The following is a 24,584-nucleotide window of genomic DNA, read 5'->3' on the forward strand; positions in this document are numbered from 1 at the left end:
AATCCCCGAGCGGCGCGATAGTTCAAGCGGAAAGCGGCCTCTTAGTCAAAGCCCCTCCCCTTCAGGGGAGGGGTTGGGGTGGGGCCGTGCCGCGCATCTGGCGTTGCAGCGGCGTGGCGTGCGTGATCCGAGCGTGCCACTTCCCCACCCCTAGCCCCTCCCCTGAAGGGGAGGGGGACCGTGTGCCCCTTTACTCCGCAGGATGCGGTCCCTCGCCCTGATAGACGATCCGCGGCGGTGCGCCTGGGAGGGCAGGGCCGCCCGCAGGGTGGTTCTCGATCAGCGGGCCGAGATCGTCGCCGGGGCGATAGGTCAGCAGGTTGCGGCGTAGATACGGCCCGACGCGTGCCTCGACGCCCACCGCGAGGCTGAACAGCGCCGGTGTGATCAGCAGCGTCAGCACGGTCGACATCGTCAGCCCGCCGATCACGGTGATGCCCATCGGCACGCGCGACGATCCGTCGCCGGTCAGCGCGAGTGCGGTCGGCATCATGCCCGCGACCATCGCGACCGTGGTCATCACGATCGGCTGCGCGCGCTTGTGCCCGGCGTCGATGATCGCGGTGACCTTGTCGACGCCCTTGTTCATCTCCTCGAGCGCGAAGTCGATCAGCAGGATCGAGTTCTTGGCGACAATGCCGAGCAGCATGATGATGCCGATATAGACCGGCATCGAGATCGGCATGCCGGTCACCGCCAGGCCGATCAGCCCGCCGAGCGGCGCGACCGCAAGCGAGATAACGTTGACGAAGGGCGGCAGCAGGCGGCGGTAGAGCAGCACCAGCACCGCGAACAACAGGAAGACGCCCGCGATCAGCGCGATGATGAAGTTCTGGATCAGCTCGACCTGCCACTTCGATTCGCCGAGCACGAGTTCCTTCACGCCGAGCGGGAGGTTCTTCATGATTGGCAGCCGGTGGATTTCTTCCTGCGCGGTGCCGCTGACGACGCCCGGCGCGAGATCGGCGCCGATCGTCAACTGGCGCTGCTGCGCGACGCGTTCGATCTTGGTCGGCCCGGCGCCGAAGCCGATATCGGCGACGACGTTGAGCGGCACCGAACCGCCCGTCGCGGTCGCGACCGGCAGGTTCTGGATCGTCGACAGCCGCTGGCGCGAATCCTGGTCGAGCGCGACGCGGATCGGGATCTGACGATCCGACAGCGAGAATTTCGCGCTGTTCTGGTCGATATCGCCAAGCGTCGCGAGGCGGATCGCGTTCGACAGCGATGCGGTCGTCACGCCCATCGTCGCGGCGAGATCCATCCGCGGCGTGATGACGAGCTCGGGCCGCTTGAGATCGCCCGAGATGCGCGGCGCGACCACGTCGGACAGCGTCGACATCTGCTGGACGATCTTCGCGCCCGTCTCGGCGAGCAATTTGGGATCGTCGCCGCCGAGCGTGACGGTCAGCGCACGGCCACCGCCGCCCCAGCCGCTCGACGAACGGAACGAGACGCGGGCATCGGGTATCAGCTGGAGTTCGGGCGCAAGCGCGCGTTCGAACTCATAGCTCTTCATCTTGCGCTCTTCCTTGGGCTTGAAGATCGCGGTGACGCGACCGTTGCCGACAAAGGCGCGCGAATAGACCGATTCGACGCTCGGTTGCTTCTGCAGGAAATCGGCGACCTTGCGCACCACCGCCTTGGTTTCGGCAAGCGTGGTGCCCGGCACCATGTCGATCTGCGCGACGCTCGAGTCCGAATCGCGCAGCGGCTGGAAGGTCGAGGGGATGACCATGAACAGCGCGATCGTCGCGCCGAACGCGGTCGCGCCGCCGACGACGGCCGACCAGCGGTGGAGCAAGGTCCACTTCAGGATCCCCATGTAGCGGTCCATCAGCCACCCCTCGCCGTGCGAGGCCTGGCCGTGCGCCTTGAGGAAATAGGCGGCGAGCATCGGCGTGATGAGGCGGGCGACGGCAAGGCTCATCAGCACCGAGGCGACGACGGTCAGGCCGAAATTCTTGAAGAACTGGCCCGACACGCCCGGCATCAGGCCGACCGGCAGGAACACCGCGACGATCGCCATCGTCGTCGCGAGCACCGCGAGGCCGATCTCGTCGGCGGCGTCGATCGATGCCTGATAGGCGGATTTGCCCATCCGCATGTGGCGCACGATATTCTCGATCTCGACGATCGCATCGTCGACCAGCACGCCCGCGACCAGGCTCAGCGCCATCAGCGTCATGTTGTTGAGCGTGAAGCCGAGCAGATCCATGACCCAGAAGGTCGGGATCGCCGAGAGGGGGATCGCGAGCGCGGAGATGATCGTCGAGCGCCAGTCGCGCAGGAAGATAAAGACGATCACGACCGCGAGGAACGCGCCCTCGACCATCGCTTCCATCGCGGCGTCATATTGCGCCTTGGTATATTTCACGCTGTCCGAGATGCGCTTGAAATGCACCTTGGGATTGCGCGCCTCGAGCGCGGCGAGCTTCTTTTCGGCTTCGTGGTAGACCGTGACGTCCGAATAGCCCTTGGCGCGCTGGAAATCGAAGCTCAGTACCTGGCGGCCGTTGAGCTCGGAGGCCGAGCGCTGCTCGGCATAGAGATCCTCGACGCGGCCGAGATCGGCGACCTTGATCGTGCGACCGGTGCCGGTGGCGATCTGGACCTGGCCGAGATCGTAGGCGGTCTGCGCATTGCCAAGCACGCGGACCGATTGTTCTGAGCCGGCAAGCTGCGCGCGTCCGCCCGCGGCGTTGAGATTGACCTGACGCAGCTGCTGGTTGACCGCGCTCGCGGTCAGCCCCTGCGACGAGAGCTTGAGCGGGTCGAGGATGACGCGGATCTCGCGATCGACGCCGCCGTTGCGGCTGACCGTGGCGAGGCCCGGCACCGACAGCAATTCCTTGGCGACGTCATTGTCGATGTACCAGCTGAGCTGCTCGACCGTCATGTCGGTGGTGATTGCGGCGTAGCTCGCCAGATCCTGGCCGGTGGTGTTGGCGCGCATGATCTGCGGCTCGAGGATGCCGTCGGGCAGGTTGCTGCGGATCTGCGCGATCGCCGAGCGGACGTCCTCGACTGCGCGGTCGATCGGCGTGCCGATGTTGAGCTGGACGATCGTCTGCGAATCGCCCTCGGTGACGGTCGAGTCGATCTCGTCGATGCCCTGGAGCGAGCGGACCGCGGCCTCGACGCGTTGCGTGACCTGCGTCTCGAGCTCGGTCGGCGCGGCGCCGGGCTGGGTGATGTCGATGATGACGACCGGAAAATCGATGTCGGGCTGGTTGTTGACGTCGAGCCGCGTGAAGCTGACGATCCCGGCGATCGTCAGCATGAAGAACAGCACGATCGACGGAACCGGGTTGCGGATCGACCAGGCCGAGATGTTCCGGAAGTTCATCGACCTACCTCTTGTTCGCCATATCCGCCGTCACCAGCGTTGGCTTGACCTTCTGCCCGGCATTCAGGAACGCGCCCGCCGACTGCACGACTTTCTCGGTGCCGTTGAGACCGTCGGTAATCGCTACGCCGCTGTCGGACACTTCACCCACCTTGATCGAACGCCGGACGAGCTTGTCGTCGGGACCAACGACATACACGTAATTGCCCTTGTCGTCGCTCTGGATCGCGGCGTTGGGGAGTTCGGGAACGTTGGTCGTCCCCGCAACGATCGCCGCCGAGGCGAAGCCGCCGGGGCGCAGCGCGGGATCGTAGTTGAGCGCGATGCGCGCGATGCCCTGGCGGGTCGTCGGGTCGATCACGGGAGAGACCTGCCACACTTCGCCGGTGAACACCGTGGCGCCGCCGACCGGGGTGACGCGCGCCTGCGATCCGACATGCAGTCCGCGCAGATCGTTCTCGCTGACCTGCGCGCGCAGTTCGAGCTGGCCGCCCTCGGCCATGCGGAACAGCACGCCCGCACCGGCGCTGACGACCTGACCCGCCTCGACGCTGCGCGTGAGCACGAGACCGCGGGCAGGCGCGCGAACGTCGAGCCGGCCGTTGCTCGCCTGCTGCTGCGCGAGCTGCGCCTGCGCGACCTTGACGCGTGCAAACGCTGCGTCGCGCGTGGCGGTCTTGGTCTCGATATCGGCACGCGAGATGAAGCCGCGCGAGACGAGCTGCTTGGCTCGGTCGAGCTCGGACTGGGCGAGCGTCGCATCGGCCTGCGAGACCTTGATCTGCGCGGCGAGCGACGCCGCGGTCTGCGTCTGGACCGAGCGATCGACCTGCGCGAGCACCTGGCCCTTTTCGACCCACTGGCCGGGCTCGACGAGCACGCGCGTGACGATGCCGCCTTCGCCCGACACGCCGATCGGCATCTCGCGCCGCGCGGCGAGCGACCCCGTCGCGGTGACGGTGCGCGCCACCGCCGACCGGCCGGGCACGACGACCGAGACGAGCGGCAGCTGCTCGGTCGCCTTTTGCGGCGCAGTCGCACGGTGGCCGAAGAAGACGTATCCGAGGATCACGATCGCGAGCACAGCGACGACGATTCCCGCGATCAGACCCCAGCGCGGCCCGCGCGGCGCAGGCTCGCCGGGCAGCGCGATGACGTCTTCCGTACCGATCGTCCGCGTCTCATATTGCATCTGCGTCATATCCCCGACCTTTTGGCCCGACCCCTCGGCTCGACCCGGTAGGTCTCGCCTAGCGCCGCCGACCCGAGCCGACGACCCTCTTCCACCACTGTGTTATCGAAATACATCACCGACCTCAAGGGGGCCGTTACATGCGCAGGTCAATGCCGCGATTCGCCACGTTTCGCAACAAGATCGCACCGCATCACGGCAACATCGTTTCGCGCTGCAGCACGATCGCGACATGAATGGCGACGCGGCGCGAAATAGGTCGGGGCGGTGGCGCAATGGCAACACCGTGGCATCCGGTCCGCATCGTTCATCGCCCGTTGCCACAAGAGCTGGCACAGCATCGGGCAAGGGGCCGACCGGCTCCGAACACCGGGAGTATGATATGCGTTCGACCTTCCTTCTTCTCGCGCCTGCGCTGATCCTGGCCGCCGGCGCCGCCTCGGCGCAGACCGTGCCAGCCGTGCCGACCGTCCTCGCCGATGGCACGCTGCTCGACATTTCGGCCGAGGGCCGCACCAGCCGCGTGCCCGACATCGCGACGATCCGCGCCGGGGTGATGACGCAGGGCCAGACCGCCGCCGCTGCGCTGACCGACAATGCCAGCCGAATGGCGCGCGTGCTCGCCGCGCTGAAGCAGGCAGGCGTGGCGGCGCGCGATATCCGGACCGCCAACGTCTCGCTCAGCCCGCAATATCGCTATGCCGACGGCCAGGCGCCCGTGGTGACGGGCTATCAGGCGTCGAACAGCGTCGCGATCCGCTTCCGCGACGTGGCGAAGTCGGGCGCGATCCTCGATGCGCTCGTCGCGCAGGGGGCCAACCAGATCGACGGCCCGAGCCTGTCGCTCGACCAGCCCGACGCCGCGCTCGACGAAGCGCGCATCTCGGCGGTCAAGATCGCGACCGCCCGCGCGCAGCTCTACGCCAAGGCGGCGGGGCTGAGCGTGGTGCGAGTCGTGTCGATCACCGAGAGCGGCGCAAACGATGGCGGCGCGCAACCGCCGATGGTGTTCATGGCGCGCGCCAAGGCGGCGCCGTCGACCGAGATCAGCGCCGGCGAGACCGACGTATCGGTGACGCTCGCGGTGCGTTTCCTGCTGAAATGACAAAAAGGCCGCCGGGATTGCTCCCGGCGGCCCATTTGCCAGTCTGTCGCTAGGTTTAGCGGACAGTACCGCGACGGATCAGATTGACGATCGCCAGCAGGATGATTGCACCGATCAGCGAATACAGGAACGTCGTGATAGTAACGACCTGGTTGATCCCGGCGCCGAACAGGAACGACGCGATCACCGAACCAATAATGCCGACGACGATATTCAGGATGATGCCCTGCTGACCATCGGTCCGCATCACCATGCTGGCAAGCCAACCGCAGACGCCACCGACTATAAGCCAAACAATGAGACCGATCATCTTACCCTCCATTTGCCCGGGTGCATCCGGGATACGGGGGTAAGACTCACGACTGGCAAACTTTGTTCCGGGGCCGGTCTGAGCCGACGCCGATCACCTCAATATTTTTGCTGGCGCTCGTAGAGCGACTTGTAATGCTGGATCCGCGTGACGCGCAGGCCGGGCATGCCCGAGCGATCGATCGCGCGCTGCCAGCCGGCGAATTCCTCGACCGTCAGGCCGTAGCGTTCGCAGACTTCGTCGACGGTCAGCAGGCCGCCATTGACCGCTGCCACGACCTCCGCCTTGCGGCGCACAACCCAGCGCGTCGTCTCGGGCGGGGGGAGCGATTCGAGCGTCAGCGGCTCTCCGAGCGGTCCGATCACCTTGGCTGGGCGGATCTTCTGGTTTTCGATCATCGTTGAAACCTCGTGTGGGGCGGGGGACCCCGTCATCTCAGTAACGGCTTTACGCCGGCGGACTTGAACGCCGGCTAAAGCGGCTCGGTAAACAACATCTTCATTCCTGGGCCCCGCAGACGGGGGTTGCGATCAGCCGTGCAACAGCCAGGTTGAAGCAGCCGTGCGCGGGGGCGAACCAATCGGGCATGCTGTGCACGGGTGGAAGATGCGCCTGGATCATCGCCGTCGGGCTTGCCGCCTGGCGCGCCGCGACTCCGACCATCAGCACGGCCAGGTCGGGCGGGAGCGCCACGACGGTGGCGTCGGCTTCAAATCGGGCGAAATTCAGGTCCACGCAGCACATCCGATTGTGGTTCGAAGGGATGCTGTACGGGCAAGGTCCTAAAGGGCAGGTAAAGCCGCCGAAGATCTTTTCGATACTTTTGCATCGCGGCGGGCGAACGCCTATCTGGCGGGGCATGGATACAGGTGAATTTCAACTGGGCGCCGATCTGGCGGGCAAGCGCATCGTCGTGGCGATGTCGGGCGGCGTCGACAGCTCGGTCGTGGCGGCACTCGCCGCTCGGACCGGGGCCGAGACGATCGGCATCACGCTCCAGCTCTACGACCATGGCGAAGCGATCGGGCGCGCGGGCTCGTGCTGTGCGGGGCGCGACATTCGCGATGCGCGCAGTGTCTGCGACCGACTCGGCATCGCGCATTATGTGTTCGATCATGAGTCGCGCTTCCGCGACCAGGTGATCGATCGCTTCGCGGACGATTATCTCGCCGGGCGCACGCCGATTCCGTGCATCCAGTGCAACATGGGACCGAAATTCACCGATCTGCTCGCCGCCGCACGCGATCTCGGCGCGGACTGCCTGGCAACGGGGCATTATGTGCGCCGAGTCGAGGGGCCGGGCGGGGCCGAACTCCACCGCGCCGCCGACCCGGCGCGCGACCAGAGCTATTTCCTGTTCGCGACGACGCAGGCGCAGCTCGATTACCTGCGCTTCCCGCTCGGCGCGATGCCCAAGCCGCGCGTGCGCGAACTGGCGGCCGAGCTGGGCTTGGGTGTGGCGGGCAAGCCCGACAGCCAGGACATCTGCTTCGTGCCCGACGGCGATTACGCCTCGCTCGTCAAGAAACTGCGGCCCGATGCCGATACCAGCGGCGAGATCGTCGACGAGACCGGGCGCGTGCTCGGCAAGCATCGCGGGCTGATCCACTTCACTGTCGGCCAGCGCCGCGGGCTCGAGATCGGCGGTACGCCCGAGCCGCTCTACGTCATCCGGCTCGACGCTGCGGCGAAGCGCGTCGTGGTGGGACCGAAGGCGGCGTTAGGGGTGAGCGCGGCGCGGCTGAGCGGGGTCAACTGGCTTGCGGGCGACTATCGCGGGCCGATGACCGCCAAGGTGCGCTCGCTCGCCAAGCCGGTCGCGGCGCATTTCGATGGCGATCGCGTGGTCTTCGACGCGCCCGAATATGGCGTCGCGCCGGGGCAGGCGACGGTGCTCTATGCCGGCGACCGGGTGCTGGGCGGCGGCTGGATCGAGGAGACCGAGAGCGCGCTGGTCCCGGCGTAAGCGCGCCGGCGGGGGCGGGAGCAGCAGGGCGGCGGTTCGAGTCGTTGCGCCGCGTCCGGCTCTGGTTCGCCTTCAAGGATGGATCAGCGTTCCCAAACGCCGCCGCGACGGTCAGGTCGGATCGTCCCAGATGTCGGGTGCCAGCCCGAACAGGCGGGTCAACGTATCGCGACCGAGCGGAGTCACGATCACTGCGCGCGACCCTGCGATCGGACGGAGCCATAGCGTGTCGATCGAATGCGCGAGCAAGGCTTTACCGACCGCCCCGGCAATGTGCGGGCGACGCTCGCTCCAGTCGAGGCAAGGCCGACAAAAGGCTCGGCCGCCACGCCGGCCAGCTGCCCTGGGGATTTCGATGCCGAGGCTTCGCAACAGGTCCGTGCCCCGCTCGGTGACTTCGCCACCGTCTGCGCCCAGCCTGATCTCGCCGCGCGTGATCATCCGGTCGGCGATCCCGACCGCCACGCGCCCGGCCAGATGATCGTAGCACGTCCTGGCCCGCCGCATCATGACATCCCTCGGGCCGGTCCGGAGCGGGCGATGTCGCGCGATCGCCCCGGTCGCGGCGACGGCCATCATCGATTCGATCATCTGCGCGATCGCAGGCGTCGCAACGCGGTGGTACCGGTGGCGGCCCTGGCGCTCGACCGCAAGCAGCTCCCCCGCCACCAGCTTGGCGAGATGACTGCTTGCCGTCTGTGGGGTCACGCCGGCGACAGTGGCGAGTTCGGTCGCGGTGAGCGCCCTCCCATCCATCAGTGCGACCAGCATGCTGGCGCGCGCCGGATCGCCGACCAGCGCGGCGATGCCCGCGAAGGCGTTGGTCGTGAGCATGCGGCACTCCTCTCGAGATACGCCGGGGTACCACGTTCCCGACATGCATGCTTCGATCGCGCTCGAAGCGTCGAGGCCGTGTGGGCGGCTAGATCGCGGTGGCCGACAGGAGACACGACGATGCTGACATGCTTCATACGATACGAAATCGACCCGTACCGCGTCGACGCCTTCGAGCATTACGCTCGTACTTGGGGCGAAGCCATCCCACGCTGCGGTGCGGATCTGATCGGGTATTTCGCGCCGGCGGAAGGGTCCGCCACCACCGCTTACGGTGTCTACTCGGTGGCCGATCTGGCGGCGTACGAAGCGTATCGCGCGCGATTGCGAGACGATCCGCTTGGTCGCGAGAATTACGCGTTCGCCAAGCGCGAGCGCTTCATCACGCGCGAGGACCGCATCTTTTTGCGACTGGCCTCCACGCCCCATGCGCCCCTGGTGACGGGATGATCGCGGTGATTTTCGAGGTCGTCCCCGCAGAAGGCCGCAAGGCGCAGTATCTCGATCTCGCTGCGGCGCTGGCAAAGGACCTCAAGGCTGTCGACGGCTTCATTTCGGTCGAGCGGTTCCAGAGTCTGGGCGATCCGCGCAAGCTGCTGTCGCTTTCGTTCTTTCGGGACGAGCAGGCCGTCGCGCAATGGCGCAACACCGCGACGCACCGCGCCACCCAAGCGCAGGGGCGAACCGACGTGTTCGCCGACTATCGGCTCCGCGTCGCCGAAGTGGCGCGCGATTACGGCATGTTCGAGCGTGCCGAGGTGCCATCTGACAGCCGGCGCGTGCATCAGGCGGCACCGTAGCGTGAAGAGCCCAAGTGCGTCGCCGCTACGCCGCTATGCCCCCATCGTGCCGGCGGCACCGCTCGGCACTTGAGGCCGCTATCCGTACGGCGTGCCTCGCGCGCGCCCCAGGCGCGGTCGGCGTAGCGGTCCGCGAGCTCTGCGTGTGCGGCTCGCGCGGTTGGATCCATGGCTTTCGCGCTCGCGGCGCGTTCGGCGATCTCGCGCTTGAGCGAATAGTCGATGTCGTACAGCGGTATCATGGCAGGCCCTTGGCGCTCCAAGCGGGGGCATTCCCGGCCCACTGTCACCATCCCGCTCGCGGCAGGATCGGTGATGAGGCCCCGCTATACCACGGTTTGCACCCTCAGCTAAGTAAGAACGTGCCCTCCATCACCGTGACGCACGATCCGCCGAGCACGACACGCTCGCCGTCGAGCCGGCAGGTCAGATGCCCGCCGCGCGCGCTCGCTTGGTACGCCGTGAAGCGATCGCGGCCGAGGCGAGCGGCCCAATAGGGCGTCATCACGGCATGCGCCGAGCCCGTCACCGGATCCTCGTCGATGCCGGCACCGGGGGCGAAGACGCGGCTGATCACGTCGGTGTCGTCGCCGGGCGCGGTGACGATCGTCAGCACGTCGACCTCGGCATCGGCGCCGCTTGCGGGGTCGGCGCCCGACGGGCGGCCGAGCAGCCGGAAATCGGGATCGAGCGCGCGGATCTGGTCGGCATGCTCGAGCACGATCAGCGCATAGCGATGCGGGTGCCACAGCGTCTCGACCGCCGAGTCGAGTCCGAGCCCAGCGACGATGTGCGGCAGCGGCTTGGGGGCAGGGGCCCATGCCGGCAGCGCCAGCTCATAGCTGTCGCCCGCGCGCGTGACGGTCAGGATCCCGGCCTTGCGCGTGCGGAAGGTGACAGCATCGCGCTCGGGGTCGCTCGACAGCACGAAATGCCCGCTCGCCAGCGTCGCATGGCCGCACAGCACGACTTCGTTGGTCGGGGTGAACCAGCGCAGCTCGAAATCGGCGGCGCCGCTCGCGTCGGGGAGGATGAAGGCGGTTTCGCTGAGGTTGTTCTCGGCCGCGATCGCCTGCAGCACTGCATCGTCGAGCCAGGCGGCGAGCGGCATCACCGCCGCCGGATTGCCCTTGAAGGCTTCGCTCGCGAACGCGTCGATTTGGACGATCGGCAGTCTCATGCGCGCTTCCCGAACCAGTGGGGGGTGACGTCGGCTTCGACCAGCGGGTTGTCGGTATCGACATGCCCCTCTGGATCGAGATGGATCAGCAGTTCGACCTTGGGAAACGCCTGGCGCAGCGCGCGCTCGACGCCTTCGACGACGAGATGCGCCTGCGCGACGGTGATGTCGCGCGCGACCTCCATGTGGAACTGCGCGAAATCGTGCGAGCCCGAGTGGCGCGTGCGGAAATCGTGGATACCCTTGATGCCGGGCTGGCGCGCGGCGACTTCGATGAAGTCGCGGCGCATGTCTTCGGGCCATTCCTTGTCCATCAGCTGGTCGATCGCGCTCGACGAGGCGCGGAACGCCCCGAAGGCGAGCCACAGCGCGATGATGATGCCGAAGATCGGATCGGCGCTGTGCCAGCCGAGATATTGGTCGAGCACCAGCGCGATGATCACCGAGCCGTTGAGCAGCACGTCGGACTGATAATGGACGTTGTCGGCGACGATCGCGACCGATCCGGTGCGGCGGATCACGCTGCGCTGATAGGCGAGCAGCACCATCGTCGCGACGATCGCGATCACCGAAACACCGATGCCGAATTCGGCGCCCTGCGTCGGCTCCTTGCTGCCGAGCGCCATTACCGCGCGCCACGCGATGCCCGCGGCCGACGCGGTGATCAGCATGACCTGGAACAAAGCCGCAAGCGCCTCGGCCTTGCCGTGCCCGAAGCGATGGTCGTGGTCGGCCGGCTGCGCGGCGAGGCGCACGCCGTAGAGCGTCACGAGGCTGGCGAGCAGGTCGAGCCCCGAATCGGCGAGGCTGCCGAGCATCGCGACCGAGCCCGTAGACCAGGCGGCATAGGTTTTGAGCGCGATCAGGCCGCACGCCATTGCCACGCTCGCAAGCGCGGCGCGGACGGTATGCGGGATGGCGCGGCGCTGGTCTTCGGTCATGGGTAGAGCAATCCTTCGCTCCAGCCGTCGGGCGTGCGGGTGAAAACGCGGCGCTCGTGGAGCCGGTGCGCGCGGTCCTGCCAGAACTCGATGACCGCCGGGGTGACACGGTAGCCGCCCCAGAAGGGCGGGCGCGGCACGTCCTGGCCTTCGAACTTCGCCTGCATCTCGGCAAAACGTGCCTCGAAGGTGGCGCTATCGTCGAGCGGGCGCGACTGGTCCGAAGCCCAGGCGCCGAGCTGCGAATCGCGGCCGCGGCTGGCGAAATAGGCGTCCGATTCGGCATCGGTCGCGCGCGCGACGCTGCCTTCGATGCGGATCTGGCGGCGCTGCGATTTCCAGTGGAACAGCAGTGCGGCGTGGCGGTTCGCGTCGAGCTCGCCTGCCTTGCGGCTACCGCGGTTGGTGTAGAAGACGAAGCCGTCGGGCCCATGGCCCTTGAGCAGCACCATTCGCGACGACGGTCGCCCGTCCGCATCGGCGGTGGCGAGCGCCATCGCATTGCTATCGTTGATCTCGCTCGTGCGCGCCTCGGCGTACCACGTGTCGAACAGCTGGAAGGGATCGTCGGCCATCGCTGCGCTTTACGATCGCGGGGCGGCGCTGTCGAGAAAACGGAACGACTTCGGTGCTGAAGGATTGTTGCGCTATCGAATCGGCTTCGAAACGAAGGATCTAACCGCATGGCCGCACGCGCATATTGGCAGGGGCAGATCCGGCTCGCTCTGGTCTCGATCCCTGTCGAGATCTATTCGGCGACCAAATCGGGCGCGGCGGTGAGCTTCAAGCAGATCCACGAACCGACCGGCAAGCCGATCCATTACGAGAAGGTCGTCACCGGCGTCGGCCCGGTCGACGTCGACGAGATCATGAAGGGCTTCGAGTTCGAGAAGGGCGAATATGTCCTGCTCGAACAGGACGAGATCGACGCGGTGAAGCTCGAATCGAAGAAGACGCTCGAACTGACGCAGTTCGTCGATGCGAGCGAGATCGACGTGCTCTATTACGAGAAGCCCTATTTCGTCGTGCCTGCCGACGATTTGGCGGAAGAGGCGTTCATCGTGCTGCGCGAGGCGCTGCGGCGGACCAAGAAGGTGGGGCTCGGGCAACTCGCGATGCGCGGGCGCGAATATGTCGTCAGCCTCAAGCCGTGCGGGCGCGGGATGGTGCTCGAAACGCTGCGTTATGCCGATGAGGTCCACAAGGCGCAGGGCTATTTCCGCGATATCGCCGAGGATGCGCCCGACGCCGATCTGATGGATCTGGCCGAGGCGCTGATCGAGAAGAAGTCGGGCGCGTTCCACCCGCAGGATTTCCACGATCGCTATGTCGATGCGCTGAAGGATCTGGTCGAGCGCAAGCGCAAGGCGAAGGGTGGCAAGATCATCGAGGAGAAGGATGACGGCAAGCCGGTGAAGGGATCGAACGTGGTCGACCTGATGGCGGCACTGCGCAAGTCGATGGGGAGTGCTGCGCCGGCGAAGGTTACGGAGAAGCCGGCGGCGGCGAAGGCGCGCGCGAAGAAGGCGACGGCAAAAACCACGCCCGCCAAGAGCGCACCGGCGAAGAAGCGTGCTTGAGCGTCTTCTTCCTCCCCTCCCTGGAAGGGAGGGGTTGGGGGTGGGTCGCCCCGAAATGGGCGGTCCGTCCGACAACGGGCCGACCCACCCCCTGACCCCTCCCTTCCAGGGAGGGGAGGCGTGACGTCCGATCCGCTCGCCAAATATAACGCCAAGCGCGATTTTGCGAAGACCGCCGAGCCCGCGGGCACGCTCGACCCCGGCCACGGCAACCGCTTCATCGTCCAGAAGCACGACGCCTCCCGCCTCCACTGGGACTTCCGCCTCGAAGTCGACGGCGTGCTCAAGAGCTGGGCGGTCACACGCGGCCCGAGCATCGATCCCGACCAGAAGCGCCTCGCCGTCCACACCGAAGACCATCCGCTCTCCTACGCCGATTTCGAAGGGACGATCCCGCAGGGCGAATATGGCGGCGGCACGGTGATGCTGTGGGACAGCGGCACCTGGGCGCCGATCGCGGGCAAAAGCGCGAAGGATATCGAGCAGGGCCATCTCCACTTCGTGCTCGAGGGCGAGCGGATGAAGGGCGAGTGGATGCTGATCCGCCTCAAGCCGCGCGGCAAGGAGAAGGGCGAGAACTGGCTGCTCGGCAAGGTCGGCGATGCCGAGGCGGGCGGGACCGACACGTTGGTCGAGACCGGGCTGACGAGTGTCGCGACCGGGCGGACGATGGCGGAGATTGCGGAGGCTAAACCTTCTAAATCCTCCCCCGCGAAGCGGGGGAGGGGGACCGCTCGCGCAGCGAGTGGTGGAGGGGGGCGACCCAAGCGCGGCGCTCGTGGCGAGGCCCCCTCCGTCTCGCTGCGCTCGCCACCTCCCCCGCTGCGCGAGGGAGGATTTGTGGAGCCGCAGCTGTGCACGCTGGTCGATGCGGTGCCGTCGGGAAACCAATGGCTCCACGAGGTGAAATACGACGGCTATCGCGCGCTGATCGCGGTCGCCAAGGGCAAGGCCACGGTCTTCACCCGCTCAGGCCTCGACTGGACCGACAAGTTCCAGGCCATCGCCGACGCCGTCGCCAAGCTCCCCGCCAAGACCGCAGTGCTCGACGGCGAGATCGTCGCGTTCAAGGACGGCAAGCCCGATTTCTCGACACTCAAGAATGCCATTTCGAGCGGCGGCGAGATGACCTTCTTCGCCTTCGACCTGCTCCAGCTCGACGGTGAGGACCTGACCGGACTCCCCAACAGCGCGCGCAAAGACCGGCTCGCGCCGCTGATCGACGGGACGGACGCACGCGTCCAATATTCCGAGCATATCATCGGCCAGGGCGAGCAACTGTTCGAGACGATGTGCCGCGAAGGCTATGAAGGCGTCGTATCGAAGCGCGCCGATGCGCCGTATCGCGGCAAGCGGACGCAGGCGTGGCTCAAGATCAAATGCACGCAGCGCCAGGAATTCGTCATCGTCGGCTGGACCGCGAGCGCGAAGTCGCGCGGCTTCGCCTCGCTGCTGCTCGGGCTCAACGGTTCCAACGGGCTCATCTATGCCGGCAAGGTCGGAACCGGCTTCAGCACCGATTTCATGATGGAATTGAGCGACCGATTGAAGAAGATCGAGCGCAAGACGCCGACGGTGGAGGCGCCGCGCGCCGCCGTCCGCGGCGCGCATTGGGTCAAGCCCGAACTCGTCGCCGAAGTCGCATATGCCGAGACCACACCCGACGGCGTGCTGCGCCATTCGAGTTTCCTCGGCCTGCGCGAGGACAAGGCCGCGAGCGACGTCGTCGCCGAGACACCGGTGGCCGTCGATGCGGCAGATATCCACATCCCCGAAATCCACATCAAGGTCAGCAACCGCGACCGGGTGATTTTTCCCGAGTCGAACGTCACCAAGGGCGAGCTCGCCGACTATTATGCGCAGATGTCCGCCATCATGCTCCCCTTCGCCGGCAACCGCCCGATCAGCCTGGTGCGCTGCCCGCAGGGCCGCGCGAAAACCTGCTTCTTCCAGAAGCACGACGCCGGCAGCTTTAAGGGCGACCACGTCCACAAGGTGCCGATCAAGGAGAAGGACGGGTCGAGCGAGGACTATCTCTATGTCGACGACGCCGATGGCCTGGTCGCCTGCGTCCAGATGGGGACGATCGAATTCCACGGCTGGGGCTCATCGGTCGGCAGCCTCGAACAGCCCGACCGGATGGTGTTCGATCTCGACCCCGACGAGGAACTCGGCTTCGACGTGGTCAAAAAGGCCGCGGCGGACTTGAAGGAACATCTCGCCGAACTCGGGCTCGTGAGCTTCGCGATGCTGTCGGGTGGGAAGGGCGTCCATGTCGTCGTGCCGCTCACCCCGCAGGCCGAGTGGCCCGCGGTCAAGGATTTCGCCGACCGCTTCGCCCGCGCCCTCGGCGAGGCCGAGCCCGATCGCTTCCTCGCGACCATGTCCAAGGCCAAGCGCAAGGGGCGGATCTTCATCGACTGGCTGCGCAACCAGCGCGGCGCCACCGCGGTGCTGCCCTATGTCGCTCGCGCCCGCGCCGGGGCGCCCGTCGCCGCGCCGGTCTCATGGACCGAACTGCGCGACATCGACACGGCCGCGCGCTGGAGCGTGCGCGATGCGGCCGAGCTGATCGCACGCGCCGGCTCGCGCGATCTCGCCGGATGGGGTGTTGCGGACCAGGTTTTGCCCGATCTGTGATCGTAATCCGCTTTAGTCGGTTGCACCTGCGAAGCGATTGTGGCCTTGTCGGCCGCGCTATTTTGGGGGTTTGAGAATTTCGATGGCTACGGTTGCCGCGCCTTCGTTGCTCGACCCCGCTACGCATGCCGCGCGTTGGATCGCCGACTATCGCGCGCGCGCGCTGACCGGGGATGTGCTCGCCACCGACGCCGACCCGGCGTGGAGCGCGATGTTCGAGGAGCTCGCCGCGGTCGCCGGCGACGATCTCGGCCAGGCGCGCGAGCGGGTCCAGCGGCATGCCGAGGACATCGGCACAGGCTTCCGAATCATCGGCGAAAGCGAGGAACGGCCGTGGCCGCTCTCGCCCGTCCCGCTACTGATCGACGCCGAGGAATGGCGCACGATCGAGGCCGGCATCGTCCAGCGCGCCGATCTGCTCGAGACCGTGATCGGCGATCTGTACGGCGACGCGACGCTCGTCGCGCGCGGGCTGATCCCGGCGGCGTTGGTCGGCGGCTCGCCCTTCTTCCTGCGCCCGATGGCAGGGCTGGTGCCGCCGGGCGGGCACCACCTCCAGTTCATCGCGGTCGATCTCGGCCGCGGGCCGACCGGCGAATGGCGCGTGCTGGCGGACCATCTGCGCAGCCCCGCGGGCGCGGGCTATGCGCTCGAGAACCGGCTGGCGATCGCGCGGACTTTGGGCGGGCTGCAATCGCGGCTCAACGTCCAGCGTCACGCGCCGTTCTTCGCGGCGTTCCGCGATGGTCTCGCCGCCGCCTGCCGCCGGGTCGAGCCGCGCATCGGGCTGCTCACCCCCGGCCGCTACAGCGCGAGCTATGCGGAACAGGCGCATCTCGCGCGCTATCTCGGCTTCCTGCTGGTCGAGGGCGCCGATCTCGCCGCGCTCGAAGACAAGCTTTACATCCGCACGATCGACGGGATGAAGCGGGTCGATGCGCTGTGGCACCGCATTGATCCGCGGCTGCTCGATCCACTGGCGTTCGATTCGCATTCGCACATCGGCGTCGCTGGGCTGATCGACGCGGCGGCGGCGGGCAATGTCGTGATCGCCAACGTGCCGGGCGCGGGCGTGCTCGAATCGGCGGCGTTCGGCGCGTTCCTCCCGGCGCTCGCGACGCGGCTGCTCGGCGCCGACCTGATCCTGCCCAATATCGCGACCTGGTGGTGCGGGCAGGACCGCGCACGCAGCGAGGTGATCGAAGATTTCGACCGGATGCTGATCGGCCCCGCTTTCGGCGTTGCGCCGCTCGGCTTGCCCGGCGGCGTGGCGATGCATGGCGCCGATATCACCGGCGCGGCGCGCGACGCGCTGCTCGACGACATGGCGCGCCGCCCGCAGGACTATGTCGGGCAGGAGATCGTCCGGCTTTCGACCATGCCGGTGGTGACCGACGCCGGGCTCGCTGCGCGGCCCTTCACGCTGCGCGTGTTCGCGGCACGCGGCGCCGACGGGGGATGGACCGTGCTGCCCGGCGGCTTTGCGCGAATCGGCGAACATCCCGATCCGCGCGCGGCAGTGATGGGCGAGGGGAACTGGTCGGCCGATGTCGCGATCTACGGCGCCGAGGCGGTCGCGCCGGTGTCGCTGCTGCCACCCGCCGACACGATCCATGTGCGGCGCAACCCCGGCACCTTGCCGAGCCGCGTCGCCGACAATTTTTTCTGGCTCGGCCGCTATCTCGAACGCGGCGAGGCACTGCTCGGCATCGTCCGCGTGATGCTCGGCAATTCGATCGATGCCGATGCCGGCGCCGCGCTCTCGGCCGAGACCGTCGGGCGGCTCGTCGGCCTCGTGATCAATGGCGGCGCCGCGCCGCACCCCGCGACGCTGCGCCGCGCCGATCTCGCCGCGCTCGCGCGCACCGCGATGGAGGATGCCGGCTGGCACAGCGTCCGCACGATCAACCGGCTCGCGCGCGGGATCGGACAGGGCTCGCGCGATCGGTTGGCGGCCGATGTCGTGCGGCTGCTCGACGCGCCCTATCCCAGCAAGGGCGGGATGCTCGATCGCGCCGGGTCGCTGCAGCGGCGCTATGCCGCGCTGTCGGGGCTTTCCGCCGAGCATATGGGGCGGACCGCGGCGTGGCGCTTCCATGATCTCGGCCGCCGGCTCGAGCGCGCGCTGAGCGTCACGCGCGCGGTGCGCGCGTTCGGTATGGCGCAGGCGAGCCTCGATGATCTGTCGACCTTGCTCGACCTCGCCGACAGCCAGATCAGCTATCGCCAGCGCTATCTGACGGGAATCGCGCGCGTGCCAGTGGTCGATCTCGTCGCGCTCGATCCGGGCAACCCGCGCTCGCTCGCGTTCCAGATCTGCCGGATCTGCGAGCATCTGACCGCGCTGCCGGTGCTCGAGGATGACGGGATGGAGGAGCCGCAGCAGATTCAGGGCACCGTACTCCACGCAATCGTCTCGACCGCGACGGCGGCGGGGCTCGACGCCGACATTCTCGGCGATGTCGAGCGACGGCTGTTCCAATTGTCCGAGGCGGTCGCGCGGCGCTATTTCCTGCAAGGGGCGGAGCCGCTGCGCGCGGCGGGGATGACGCTGGCATGAGGTGTGCGATGCGCTCCATCCCATGTCCTCCCCTCCCTGGAAGGGAGGGGCTGGGGGTGGGTCGGTCTAATGCGGGCGTCGACCTCTCCACGGGCCGACCCACCCCCAACCCCTCCCTTCCAGGGAGGGGAGGAAAGTAATGATCTACGACATCCGCCACGTGACCCACTTCGACTACGGCGCGCGCGTCAAATTCGCGCGCTGCAATCTGCGGCTCAAACCGATCCATTGGTCGGGCCAGAACCTGCTCGACTATAAACTGACGATCTCGCCCTCGGGTCGCGTCGCGCCGGCGCGCGCCGAGGCAGGGCTCGCCAATGTCATGCGGATGGTGGTCGAGCAGCCGGTCCGCCATCTGACGATCGAAAGCGTGTCGCGGATCGAGATCGACCGCCCGGTGCCGATGCCGTCGAACGGCTCGCCGGCACTGCGCGATATCGCCAGCGCCGCGCGATCGAGCCGCGATCCGTCGCCCGCCGGCCCCGCCGCCTATCTGTTCCCGTCGCCGCTGATCCCGCTCGACCGCGACATCGCCGAATGGTGTGCGGCCGATCTGCACCCCGATCGCCCCGCGCTCGACGCCGCGATCGCGCTGGCGCAGCGGATCCAGCACGATTTCGCCTTCGATGCCGAGGCGACCCTGGTCGATACCTCGCCGCACGAGGCATTCATGAAGCGCGGCGGCGTCTGCCAGGATTTCGCGCAGATCATGATCACCGGCCTGCGCGCCGCCGGGCTGCCCGCCGCCTATGCCTCGGGCTATATCCGCACGATCCCGCCGCCCGGCCAGCCACGCCTCGTCGGCGCCGATGCGACGCACGCCTGGGTGCTGCTGTGGTGCGGCGCCGAGCTCGGCTGGGTCGGGGTCGATCCGACCAACGGCATCTGGATGGCGGGCGACCATATCGTCATGGCGATCGGCCGCGACTATGGCGAGATCGCGCCGATCGACGGCGTCGTGCTCGGCTCGGGCGCGCAGAAGATGGACGTCAGCGTCGATGTCGCGCCGGTGCTGGAAGCGGCGGCGTAACGAACGGCGTTTGCACTCAGGGCGACGATACCCCAGATAGGCGCCATTATTCTAATCCAGACTACCGGGGACTTTTGTGGCCGATCCTTACACAACGCTGGGCGTGGCGCGGACCGCGAGCGAGGCCGATATCAAGAAGGCGTATCGCAAGCTCGCCAAGGAACTGCATCCCGACAAGAACAAGGACAATCCCAAGGCGAGCGAGCGCTTCAGCACCGTGACGCAAGCCTATGATCTGCTCAACGACAAGGACAAGCGCGCGCGCTTCGACCGCGGCGAGATCGACGGCGATGGCAATCCCGCCGCGCCGTTCGGCTTTGGTTCGGGCGCGGGCAACCCCGGCGGCTTCCGCCCCGGGCCGGGCGGTGGCGGCTTCCAGGCCGATGGGCCCGACCTCAGCGACATCTTCGAGAACATGTTCTCGGGGAGCGGCGGCGGTGGCCGTGGTGGCTTTGCCGGCGGGTTCGGCGGTTTCGGGCGGCGCGAGCAGCCCAAGGGCGGCAACGTCCTCTACAAGCTCGACGTCCCGTTCATCGACGCGGTCGCCGCCAAGCCGCAGCGCATCACGCTCGGCGACAGCAAGACGATCGACCTCAAGCTCCCCGCGGGGCTTGAAAGCGGCGCGCAGGTGCGGCTTGCCGGCAAGGGGCAGCCGGGGCCGGGGGGCAATGGCGACGGCATCGTGACGATCAACGTGCTGACGCATCGCTTCTTCGAGCGCGTTGGCGACGACGTCCGGCTCGATCTGCCGATCAGCCTCGCCGAAGCGGTGCTCGGCGCAAGCGTGCGCGTGCCGACGGCCGAGGGTGCGGTGATGCTCACCGTCCCAAAGGGCTCTAGTTCTGGTAAGACGCTGCGGCTGCGCGGCCGTGGATTCCACCGCAAGGACGGCACGCGCGGCGACCAGCTCGTGACGCTGATGGTCGATCTCCCGGCCGACGATGCTGCGCTGACGGAATTTGTCGAAGGCTGGAAAGACAGCGATGTACGGAACCCACGGGCAGGGATGGACGTCTGAGTGTTTTAACCGGAGCTTAACGCTTGAGTCAGCTTTCCCCCGCCTCGCCTGAAGTCCGCGCCGCCCGTGGCGAGGCGGGTGTTTCCCCCAACGACGTACCGCCCGCCGCGCGGCTTCTGGCGCGCACCTGGCAGATCCTGCGCCGTGTCCTGATCGGCGTGTTGTCGGACGGATTCATCCACGCCGGCAATCTGGCCTATCTGGCGCTGGTCACGGTGTTTCCGTTCTTCATCCTGGCGGCCGCGATCGCCTCGCTGATCGGGCAGAGCACCGAGACGCAGCGCGCGGTCGCCTCGTTCCTCCACGTGCTGCCCGCCAACGTCGCCGAATTGCTGGAAAAGCCGATCCACGACGTGCTGCTCGCGCGGACCGGATCGCTGCTGTGGGTCGGCGCCATCGTCGCCTTGTGGTCGGTCGGCAGTTTCGTCGAGACGATCCGCGACATCTTCCGCCGCGCCTACGGCGTCGTCTCGACCAAGCCGTTCTGGCATTACCGCCTGAGCTCGATGCTCGTCATCATCGCCTCGGTCGTGCTCGCGCTGCTGTCGTTCCTCGTCCAGGGGCTGATGACCGCGATCGAGCGGTTCATCTACACGCTGTTGCCGTTCGCCCAGAATGTCGCGGGCTGGGTCGGGCTGTCGCGGATCGTGCCCGGCGTGGTGATGTTCGGCGCGCTCTACATCCTGTTCTTCTCGGTCACCCCCTCCAAGTATCGCCTGAGCAAATGCCCGAAATGGCCCGGCGCGCTGTTCACCACCGTCTGGTGGGTCAGCATCACTGCCTTACTGCCCGTCGTGCTGTCGCGGCTCGGCAGTTATGATCTCACCTATGGCAGTCTTGCGGGCGTGATCATTGCCTTGTTGTTCTTCTTTCTGGTCGGTCTCGGCATCGTGTTCGGTGCGCATTTGAACGCGGCACTGGCGGAACCGACCGAACACGGGGTAGAGAGCACGCCTGAAACCAATGAGGTGGTGATAGCGTGACGGAATTGATGGCAGGCAAGCGCGGGCTGATCATGGGGCTTGCCAATGATCGCTCGCTCGCCTGGGGGATTGCGAAGAAGCTGAGCGAGGCGGGGGCGGAGCTCGCCTTCAGCTACCAGGGCGAGGCGATGGAGAAGCGCGTCCGCCCGCTTGCCGAGCAATTGGGCGTCGCGCGGCTGTTCGATTGCGACGTGTCGGACATGGGCGCGCTCGATGCGACCTTTGCCGATCTGGCGAAGGAATGGCCGACGATCGATTTCGTCGTCCATGCGATCGGCTTCTCGGACAAGAACGAGCTGCGTGGCGGCTATGTCGACACCAGCCTCGACAACTTCCTGATGACGATGAACATTTCGGTCTATTCGTTCGTCGCGGTGTGCAAGCGCGCGGCGGCGATGATGCCGAATGGCGGATCGCTGCTGACGCTTAGCTATTACGGCGCCGAGAAGGTCATTCCGCATTACAACGTAATGGGCGTGGCCAAGGCCGCGCTCGAGACCAGCGTGCAATATCTCGCGGTCGATCTGGGGCGCAACAATATCCGCGTCAACGCGATCTCGGCCGGGCCGATCAAGACGCTCGCCGCGAGCGGGATCGGCGACTTCCGCCTGATCCTCAAGTGGAACGAGCTGAACTCGCCGTTGAAGCGCAACGTCACGATCGAGGATGTCGGCGGCGCCGGGCTCTATCTGCTCAGCGATCTCGCAAGCGGCGTTACGGGCGAGACGCATCATGTCGATGCCGGCTATCATGTGATCGGCATGAAAGCGGAGGATGCGCCGGACATCGCGCTGGCGTGAGCCTTCTCCCTCTCCCCTTCGGGGGAGAGGGAAGGGGCCCGCCGCGAAGCGGTGGGAAGGGTGAGGGGCTGTGACGAGATCGCGGTACACCGTCGGCGACGGCAGCATCGAACGCGCTCGAGAATTGCGCCGCAATGCCACCGCCGCCGAGACAAGGCTTTGGGCCGTACTGCGCGGCAGCGCGCTTGACGGCCACAAATTCCGCCGCCAGCAACGCCTGGGGCCGTTCTACGCAGATTTTGTCTGCCAGGCGGCGCGGCTCGTGGTCGAGATCGACGGCGAAACGCATATGGGTAATGAAGAGCGCGACGCGCGTCGTACCGCTTTTCTCGAACGAGAAGGCTATCGTGTGCTGCGGTTTTGCAATGCTGACGTGATGGAAAATGTGGAGGGCGTGACGCAGGTCATTCGCTCCGCGTTCGGACCCTCACCTTCCCACCCGGCTATGCCGGGCGGGCCCCTTCCTCTCCCCCATGGGGAGAGGAGATCATGAGCTACAACACCTTCGGCCACGCCTTCCGTTTCACCACCTGGGGCGAATCGCACGGTCCAGCGATCGGCGCGGTCGTCGATGGCTGCCCTCCCGGCATCGCGATTACCGAGAGCGATCTCCAGCCGTTCCTCGACCAGCGACGTCCCGGCACCTCGCGCTTCACCACGCAGCGGCAGGAGCCCGACCAGGTCCGCATCCTCTCGGGCGTGTTCGAGGGGCGCACCACCGGCACGCCGATCAGCCTGATGATCGACAATGTCGATCAGCGCTCGAAGGATTATAGCGACGTCGCCAAGGCGTATCGCCCAGGCCATGCCGATTACGCCTATGATGCCAAATACGGCTTCCGCGATTATCGCGGGGGCGGGCGCTCTTCGGCGCGCGAGACCGCGTCGCGCGTCGCGGCGGGTGCGGTGGCGCGGCTGGTGATCCCTGAAGTGACGATCACCGCCTGGGTCGAGGCGATCGGCGGCGATGCAATCGACCCGGCCAATTTCGACGCGGACGAGATCGCCCGCAATCCGTTTTTCTGCCCCGACCCGGTCGCGGCAGCCCGCTGGGAAACGCTGGTCGATAGCGCGCGCAAAGCCGGCTCGTCGCTCGGTGCTGTGATCGGTTGCGCGGCGACGGGCGTTCCGGCCGGCTGGGGCGCGCCGCTCTATGCCAAGCTCGACGCCGAGCTTGCCGCCGCCTGCATGGGGATCAACGCGGTCAAGGGCGTCGAGATCGGTGACGGCTTCACCGCGGCGACCTTGCGCGGCGAGGACAATGCCGACGCGATGCGCCCTGGCGAAAACGGCCCCGCGTTCCTCGCCAACCATGCCGGCGGGATCGCCGGCGGGATCGCGACCGGCCAGCCGATCACGCTGCGCGTCGCGTTCAAGCCGACCGCGTCGATCCTCACCCCGGTCGAGACGATCGATCGTTCGGGCGCGGCGACCGAGATCATGACCAAGGGGCGCCACGACCCTTGCGTCGGGATCCGCGGCGCCCCGGTCGTGGCGGCGATGGTCGCGTTGGTGTTGGCCGACCACAAGCTCCTGCACCGGGCACAGGTCGGCTGATGCCACGTAGCGGTTAGCGTTCCGCGCGCCCGTATCCCCGTCATCCCAGCGGAAGCTGGGATCTCAAGCCGTCGGGGCGCATGGATCGCCCCATGAGACCCCAGCTTTTGCTGGGGTGACGGCTGGGCGCGGATGCTGACGGTAACCCGATACAATATGCCTGCCGCAGAGCGCGGGCCCAGCGATCATTTCGCGAAGCATCGTGCTGCAGTGCAGCGCGTACCGAAAGATCTCGCAAACATATTGGGGCTTTTGCACCCAATTCGCAACAAGAAGACAAATTGTTGCTTTAGAGCGACAAATGGAGCGACCAAATGTCGGTACGGTCGTTCTTATGCCTGACCCATTCGATGGTCACGTCATTCCAAAGGACCGACCCATGCGTATCGCAACCCTCACGGCAATTGCTGCAATGACTCTCTCGTCGGCAGCGCTCGCGCAGACCACGCCGGCATCGCCAGGCGCACCGACGACGTCCTCGCCGTCGACCAGCGGGCCGATGACGACCGGACCGATGACCTCCTCGCCGGGCACTTCGGCACCGACGACCGCGGACCCCGCGATGTCGACGCCCGACTCGACCGCGACCACGACGTCGACCACCGACTCGACCATGTCGACCCAGACCCCGACTGACTCGACGACCACGACGACGCAGAGCAAGTCCAAGAAGAAGCGCCCGATGTAACCGAGTCCCCCTTCGGTTCGTCACGGCCCCCGGTCGCGCGCAAGCGCGGCC

At 67.0% G+C, this 24,584-nt stretch carries 24 protein-coding genes; 13 read left to right on the forward strand and 11 right to left on the reverse strand.

Features of this window, described 5'->3' with window-relative positions:
- Positions 1–190 precede the first annotated feature (190 nt).
- A complete protein-coding gene (locus EAH76_RS19670) occupies positions 191–3,349 on the reverse strand; it encodes an efflux RND transporter permease subunit (RefSeq protein ID WP_140851982.1) in 3,159 nt (1,052 codons plus the stop codon).
- Between the two features lie 4 nt (positions 3,350–3,353).
- On the reverse strand, positions 3,354–4,541 hold the full coding sequence (locus EAH76_RS19675) for an efflux RND transporter periplasmic adaptor subunit (RefSeq protein WP_140852116.1): 1,188 nt from the start codon (positions 4,539–4,541) through the stop codon (positions 3,354–3,356).
- A 382-nt stretch (positions 4,542–4,923) separates the two neighbouring features.
- Between EAH76_RS19675 and EAH76_RS19680 the strand changes: the two genes are divergently transcribed.
- On the forward strand, positions 4,924–5,646 hold the full coding sequence (locus EAH76_RS19680) for an SIMPL domain-containing protein (RefSeq protein ID WP_140851983.1): 723 nt from the start codon (positions 4,924–4,926) through the stop codon (positions 5,644–5,646).
- Positions 5,647–5,701: 55 nt separating this feature from the next.
- Here EAH76_RS19680 and EAH76_RS19685 read toward each other — a convergent pair whose 3' ends face one another.
- The 3 genes from EAH76_RS19685 to EAH76_RS19695 all read right to left on the reverse strand — a co-directional run bounded on the left by EAH76_RS19685 (position 5,702) and on the right by EAH76_RS19695 (position 6,691).
- Positions 5,702–5,953 (reverse strand): GlsB/YeaQ/YmgE family stress response membrane protein, encoded by a 252-nt coding sequence (locus tag EAH76_RS19685; protein ID WP_140852117.1) that lies wholly within the window; start codon positions 5,951–5,953, stop codon positions 5,702–5,704.
- A 101-nt stretch (positions 5,954–6,054) separates the two neighbouring features.
- Complete coding sequence (locus EAH76_RS19690; RefSeq protein WP_010185929.1) at positions 6,055–6,354, reverse strand: DUF1153 domain-containing protein; 300 nt, start codon at positions 6,352–6,354, stop codon at positions 6,055–6,057.
- Between the two features lie 100 nt (positions 6,355–6,454).
- A complete protein-coding gene (locus EAH76_RS19695; RefSeq protein ID WP_194151049.1) occupies positions 6,455–6,691 on the reverse strand; it encodes a hypothetical protein in 237 nt (78 codons plus the stop codon).
- Positions 6,692–6,815: 124 nt separating this feature from the next.
- Between EAH76_RS19695 and mnmA the strand changes: the two genes are divergently transcribed.
- Positions 6,816–7,922: a tRNA 2-thiouridine(34) synthase MnmA gene (gene mnmA / locus EAH76_RS19700; protein WP_140851984.1), complete on the forward strand. Its 1,107-nt coding sequence runs from the start codon at positions 6,816–6,818 to the stop codon at positions 7,920–7,922.
- A gap of 111 nt (positions 7,923–8,033) precedes the next feature.
- Here the strand turns inward: mnmA and EAH76_RS19705 are convergent, their stop codons facing one another.
- Complete coding sequence (locus tag EAH76_RS19705; RefSeq protein WP_140851985.1) at positions 8,034–8,756, reverse strand: ArsR/SmtB family transcription factor; 723 nt, start codon at positions 8,754–8,756, stop codon at positions 8,034–8,036.
- Positions 8,757–8,876: 120 nt separating this feature from the next.
- Between EAH76_RS19705 and EAH76_RS19710 the strand changes: the two genes are divergently transcribed.
- Entirely contained in the window at positions 8,877–9,206 is a 330-nt protein-coding gene (locus EAH76_RS19710) for an NIPSNAP family protein (protein ID WP_140851986.1), read from the forward strand.
- A complete protein-coding gene (locus EAH76_RS19715; protein WP_140851987.1) occupies positions 9,203–9,556 on the forward strand; it encodes an antibiotic biosynthesis monooxygenase family protein in 354 nt (117 codons plus the stop codon). The genes EAH76_RS19710 and EAH76_RS19715 overlap by 4 nt, the downstream gene beginning before the upstream one ends.
- Here the strand turns inward: EAH76_RS19715 and EAH76_RS19720 are convergent.
- From EAH76_RS19720 to pdxH, 4 genes are all read right to left on the reverse strand, one after another.
- On the reverse strand, positions 9,541–9,798 hold the full coding sequence (locus tag EAH76_RS19720; protein ID WP_140851988.1) for a hypothetical protein: 258 nt from the start codon (positions 9,796–9,798) through the stop codon (positions 9,541–9,543). The two genes, EAH76_RS19715 and EAH76_RS19720, sit on opposite strands and share 16 nt — an antisense overlap.
- Before the next feature lie 104 nt (positions 9,799–9,902).
- Positions 9,903–10,736, reverse strand: coding sequence for a PhzF family phenazine biosynthesis protein (locus EAH76_RS19725; RefSeq protein WP_140851989.1), 834 nt, complete (start codon positions 10,734–10,736; stop codon positions 9,903–9,905).
- Positions 10,733–11,677 carry a cation diffusion facilitator family transporter gene (locus tag EAH76_RS19730; RefSeq protein WP_140851990.1) on the reverse strand — a complete coding sequence of 315 codons (945 nt, stop codon included), beginning with the start codon at positions 11,675–11,677 and terminating at the stop codon, positions 10,733–10,735. The genes EAH76_RS19725 and EAH76_RS19730 overlap by 4 nt, the downstream gene beginning before the upstream one ends.
- Complete coding sequence (pdxH, locus tag EAH76_RS19735) at positions 11,674–12,252, reverse strand: pyridoxamine 5'-phosphate oxidase (RefSeq protein WP_140851991.1); 579 nt, start codon at positions 12,250–12,252, stop codon at positions 11,674–11,676. The genes EAH76_RS19730 and pdxH overlap by 4 nt, the downstream gene beginning before the upstream one ends.
- Positions 12,253–12,360: 108 nt before the next feature.
- Here pdxH and EAH76_RS19740 point away from each other — a divergent pair, with 108 nt between their 5' ends.
- The 9 genes from EAH76_RS19740 to aroC all read left to right on the forward strand — a co-directional run bounded on the left by EAH76_RS19740 (position 12,361) and on the right by aroC (position 23,845).
- Entirely contained in the window at positions 12,361–13,257 is an 897-nt protein-coding gene (locus tag EAH76_RS19740) for a Ku protein (protein WP_140851992.1), read from the forward strand.
- Between the two features lie 120 nt (positions 13,258–13,377).
- The gene (gene ligD / locus EAH76_RS19745; RefSeq protein ID WP_140851993.1) at positions 13,378–15,897 is read left to right on the forward strand and encodes a DNA ligase D; all 2,520 of its coding nucleotides are present in this window, start codon (positions 13,378–13,380) and stop codon (positions 15,895–15,897) included.
- Between the two features lie 82 nt (positions 15,898–15,979).
- On the forward strand, positions 15,980–18,457 hold the full coding sequence (locus EAH76_RS19750; RefSeq protein ID WP_140851994.1) for a circularly permuted type 2 ATP-grasp protein: 2,478 nt from the start codon (positions 15,980–15,982) through the stop codon (positions 18,455–18,457).
- A 139-nt stretch (positions 18,458–18,596) separates the two neighbouring features.
- Positions 18,597–19,487 (forward strand): transglutaminase family protein, encoded by an 891-nt coding sequence (locus tag EAH76_RS19760; protein ID WP_140851995.1) that lies wholly within the window; start codon positions 18,597–18,599, stop codon positions 19,485–19,487.
- Positions 19,488–19,563: 76 nt separating this feature from the next.
- On the forward strand, positions 19,564–20,505 hold the full coding sequence (locus EAH76_RS19765; RefSeq protein ID WP_194151050.1) for a DnaJ C-terminal domain-containing protein: 942 nt from the start codon (positions 19,564–19,566) through the stop codon (positions 20,503–20,505).
- Positions 20,506–20,528: 23 nt separating this feature from the next.
- Entirely contained in the window at positions 20,529–21,488 is a 960-nt protein-coding gene (locus EAH76_RS19770) for a YihY/virulence factor BrkB family protein (protein WP_140851996.1), read from the forward strand.
- Positions 21,485–22,288, forward strand: a complete 804-nt coding sequence (fabI, locus tag EAH76_RS19775) for an enoyl-ACP reductase FabI (RefSeq protein ID WP_140851997.1) — start codon at positions 21,485–21,487, stop codon at positions 22,286–22,288. Before EAH76_RS19770 ends, fabI begins: the two co-directional genes overlap by 4 nt.
- Before the next feature lie 70 nt (positions 22,289–22,358).
- Entirely contained in the window at positions 22,359–22,781 is a 423-nt protein-coding gene (locus EAH76_RS19780) for an endonuclease domain-containing protein (protein ID WP_140851998.1), read from the forward strand.
- Positions 22,778–23,845, forward strand: coding sequence for a chorismate synthase (aroC, locus tag EAH76_RS19785; protein WP_140851999.1), 1,068 nt, complete (start codon positions 22,778–22,780; stop codon positions 23,843–23,845). Before EAH76_RS19780 ends, aroC begins: the two co-directional genes overlap by 4 nt.
- Positions 23,846–24,199: 354 nt before the next feature.
- On the opposite strand, the gene EAH76_RS19790 is transcribed toward aroC, so the two are convergent.
- Positions 24,200–24,514: a hypothetical protein gene (locus tag EAH76_RS19790; protein WP_140852000.1), complete on the reverse strand. Its 315-nt coding sequence runs from the start codon at positions 24,512–24,514 to the stop codon at positions 24,200–24,202.
- Positions 24,515–24,584: the final 70 nt, after the last annotated feature.

The sequence above is a fragment of the Sphingomonas glacialis genome, assembly GCF_006439055.1.
Taxonomy (GTDB): domain Bacteria; phylum Pseudomonadota; class Alphaproteobacteria; order Sphingomonadales; family Sphingomonadaceae; genus Sphingomonas; species Sphingomonas glacialis_A.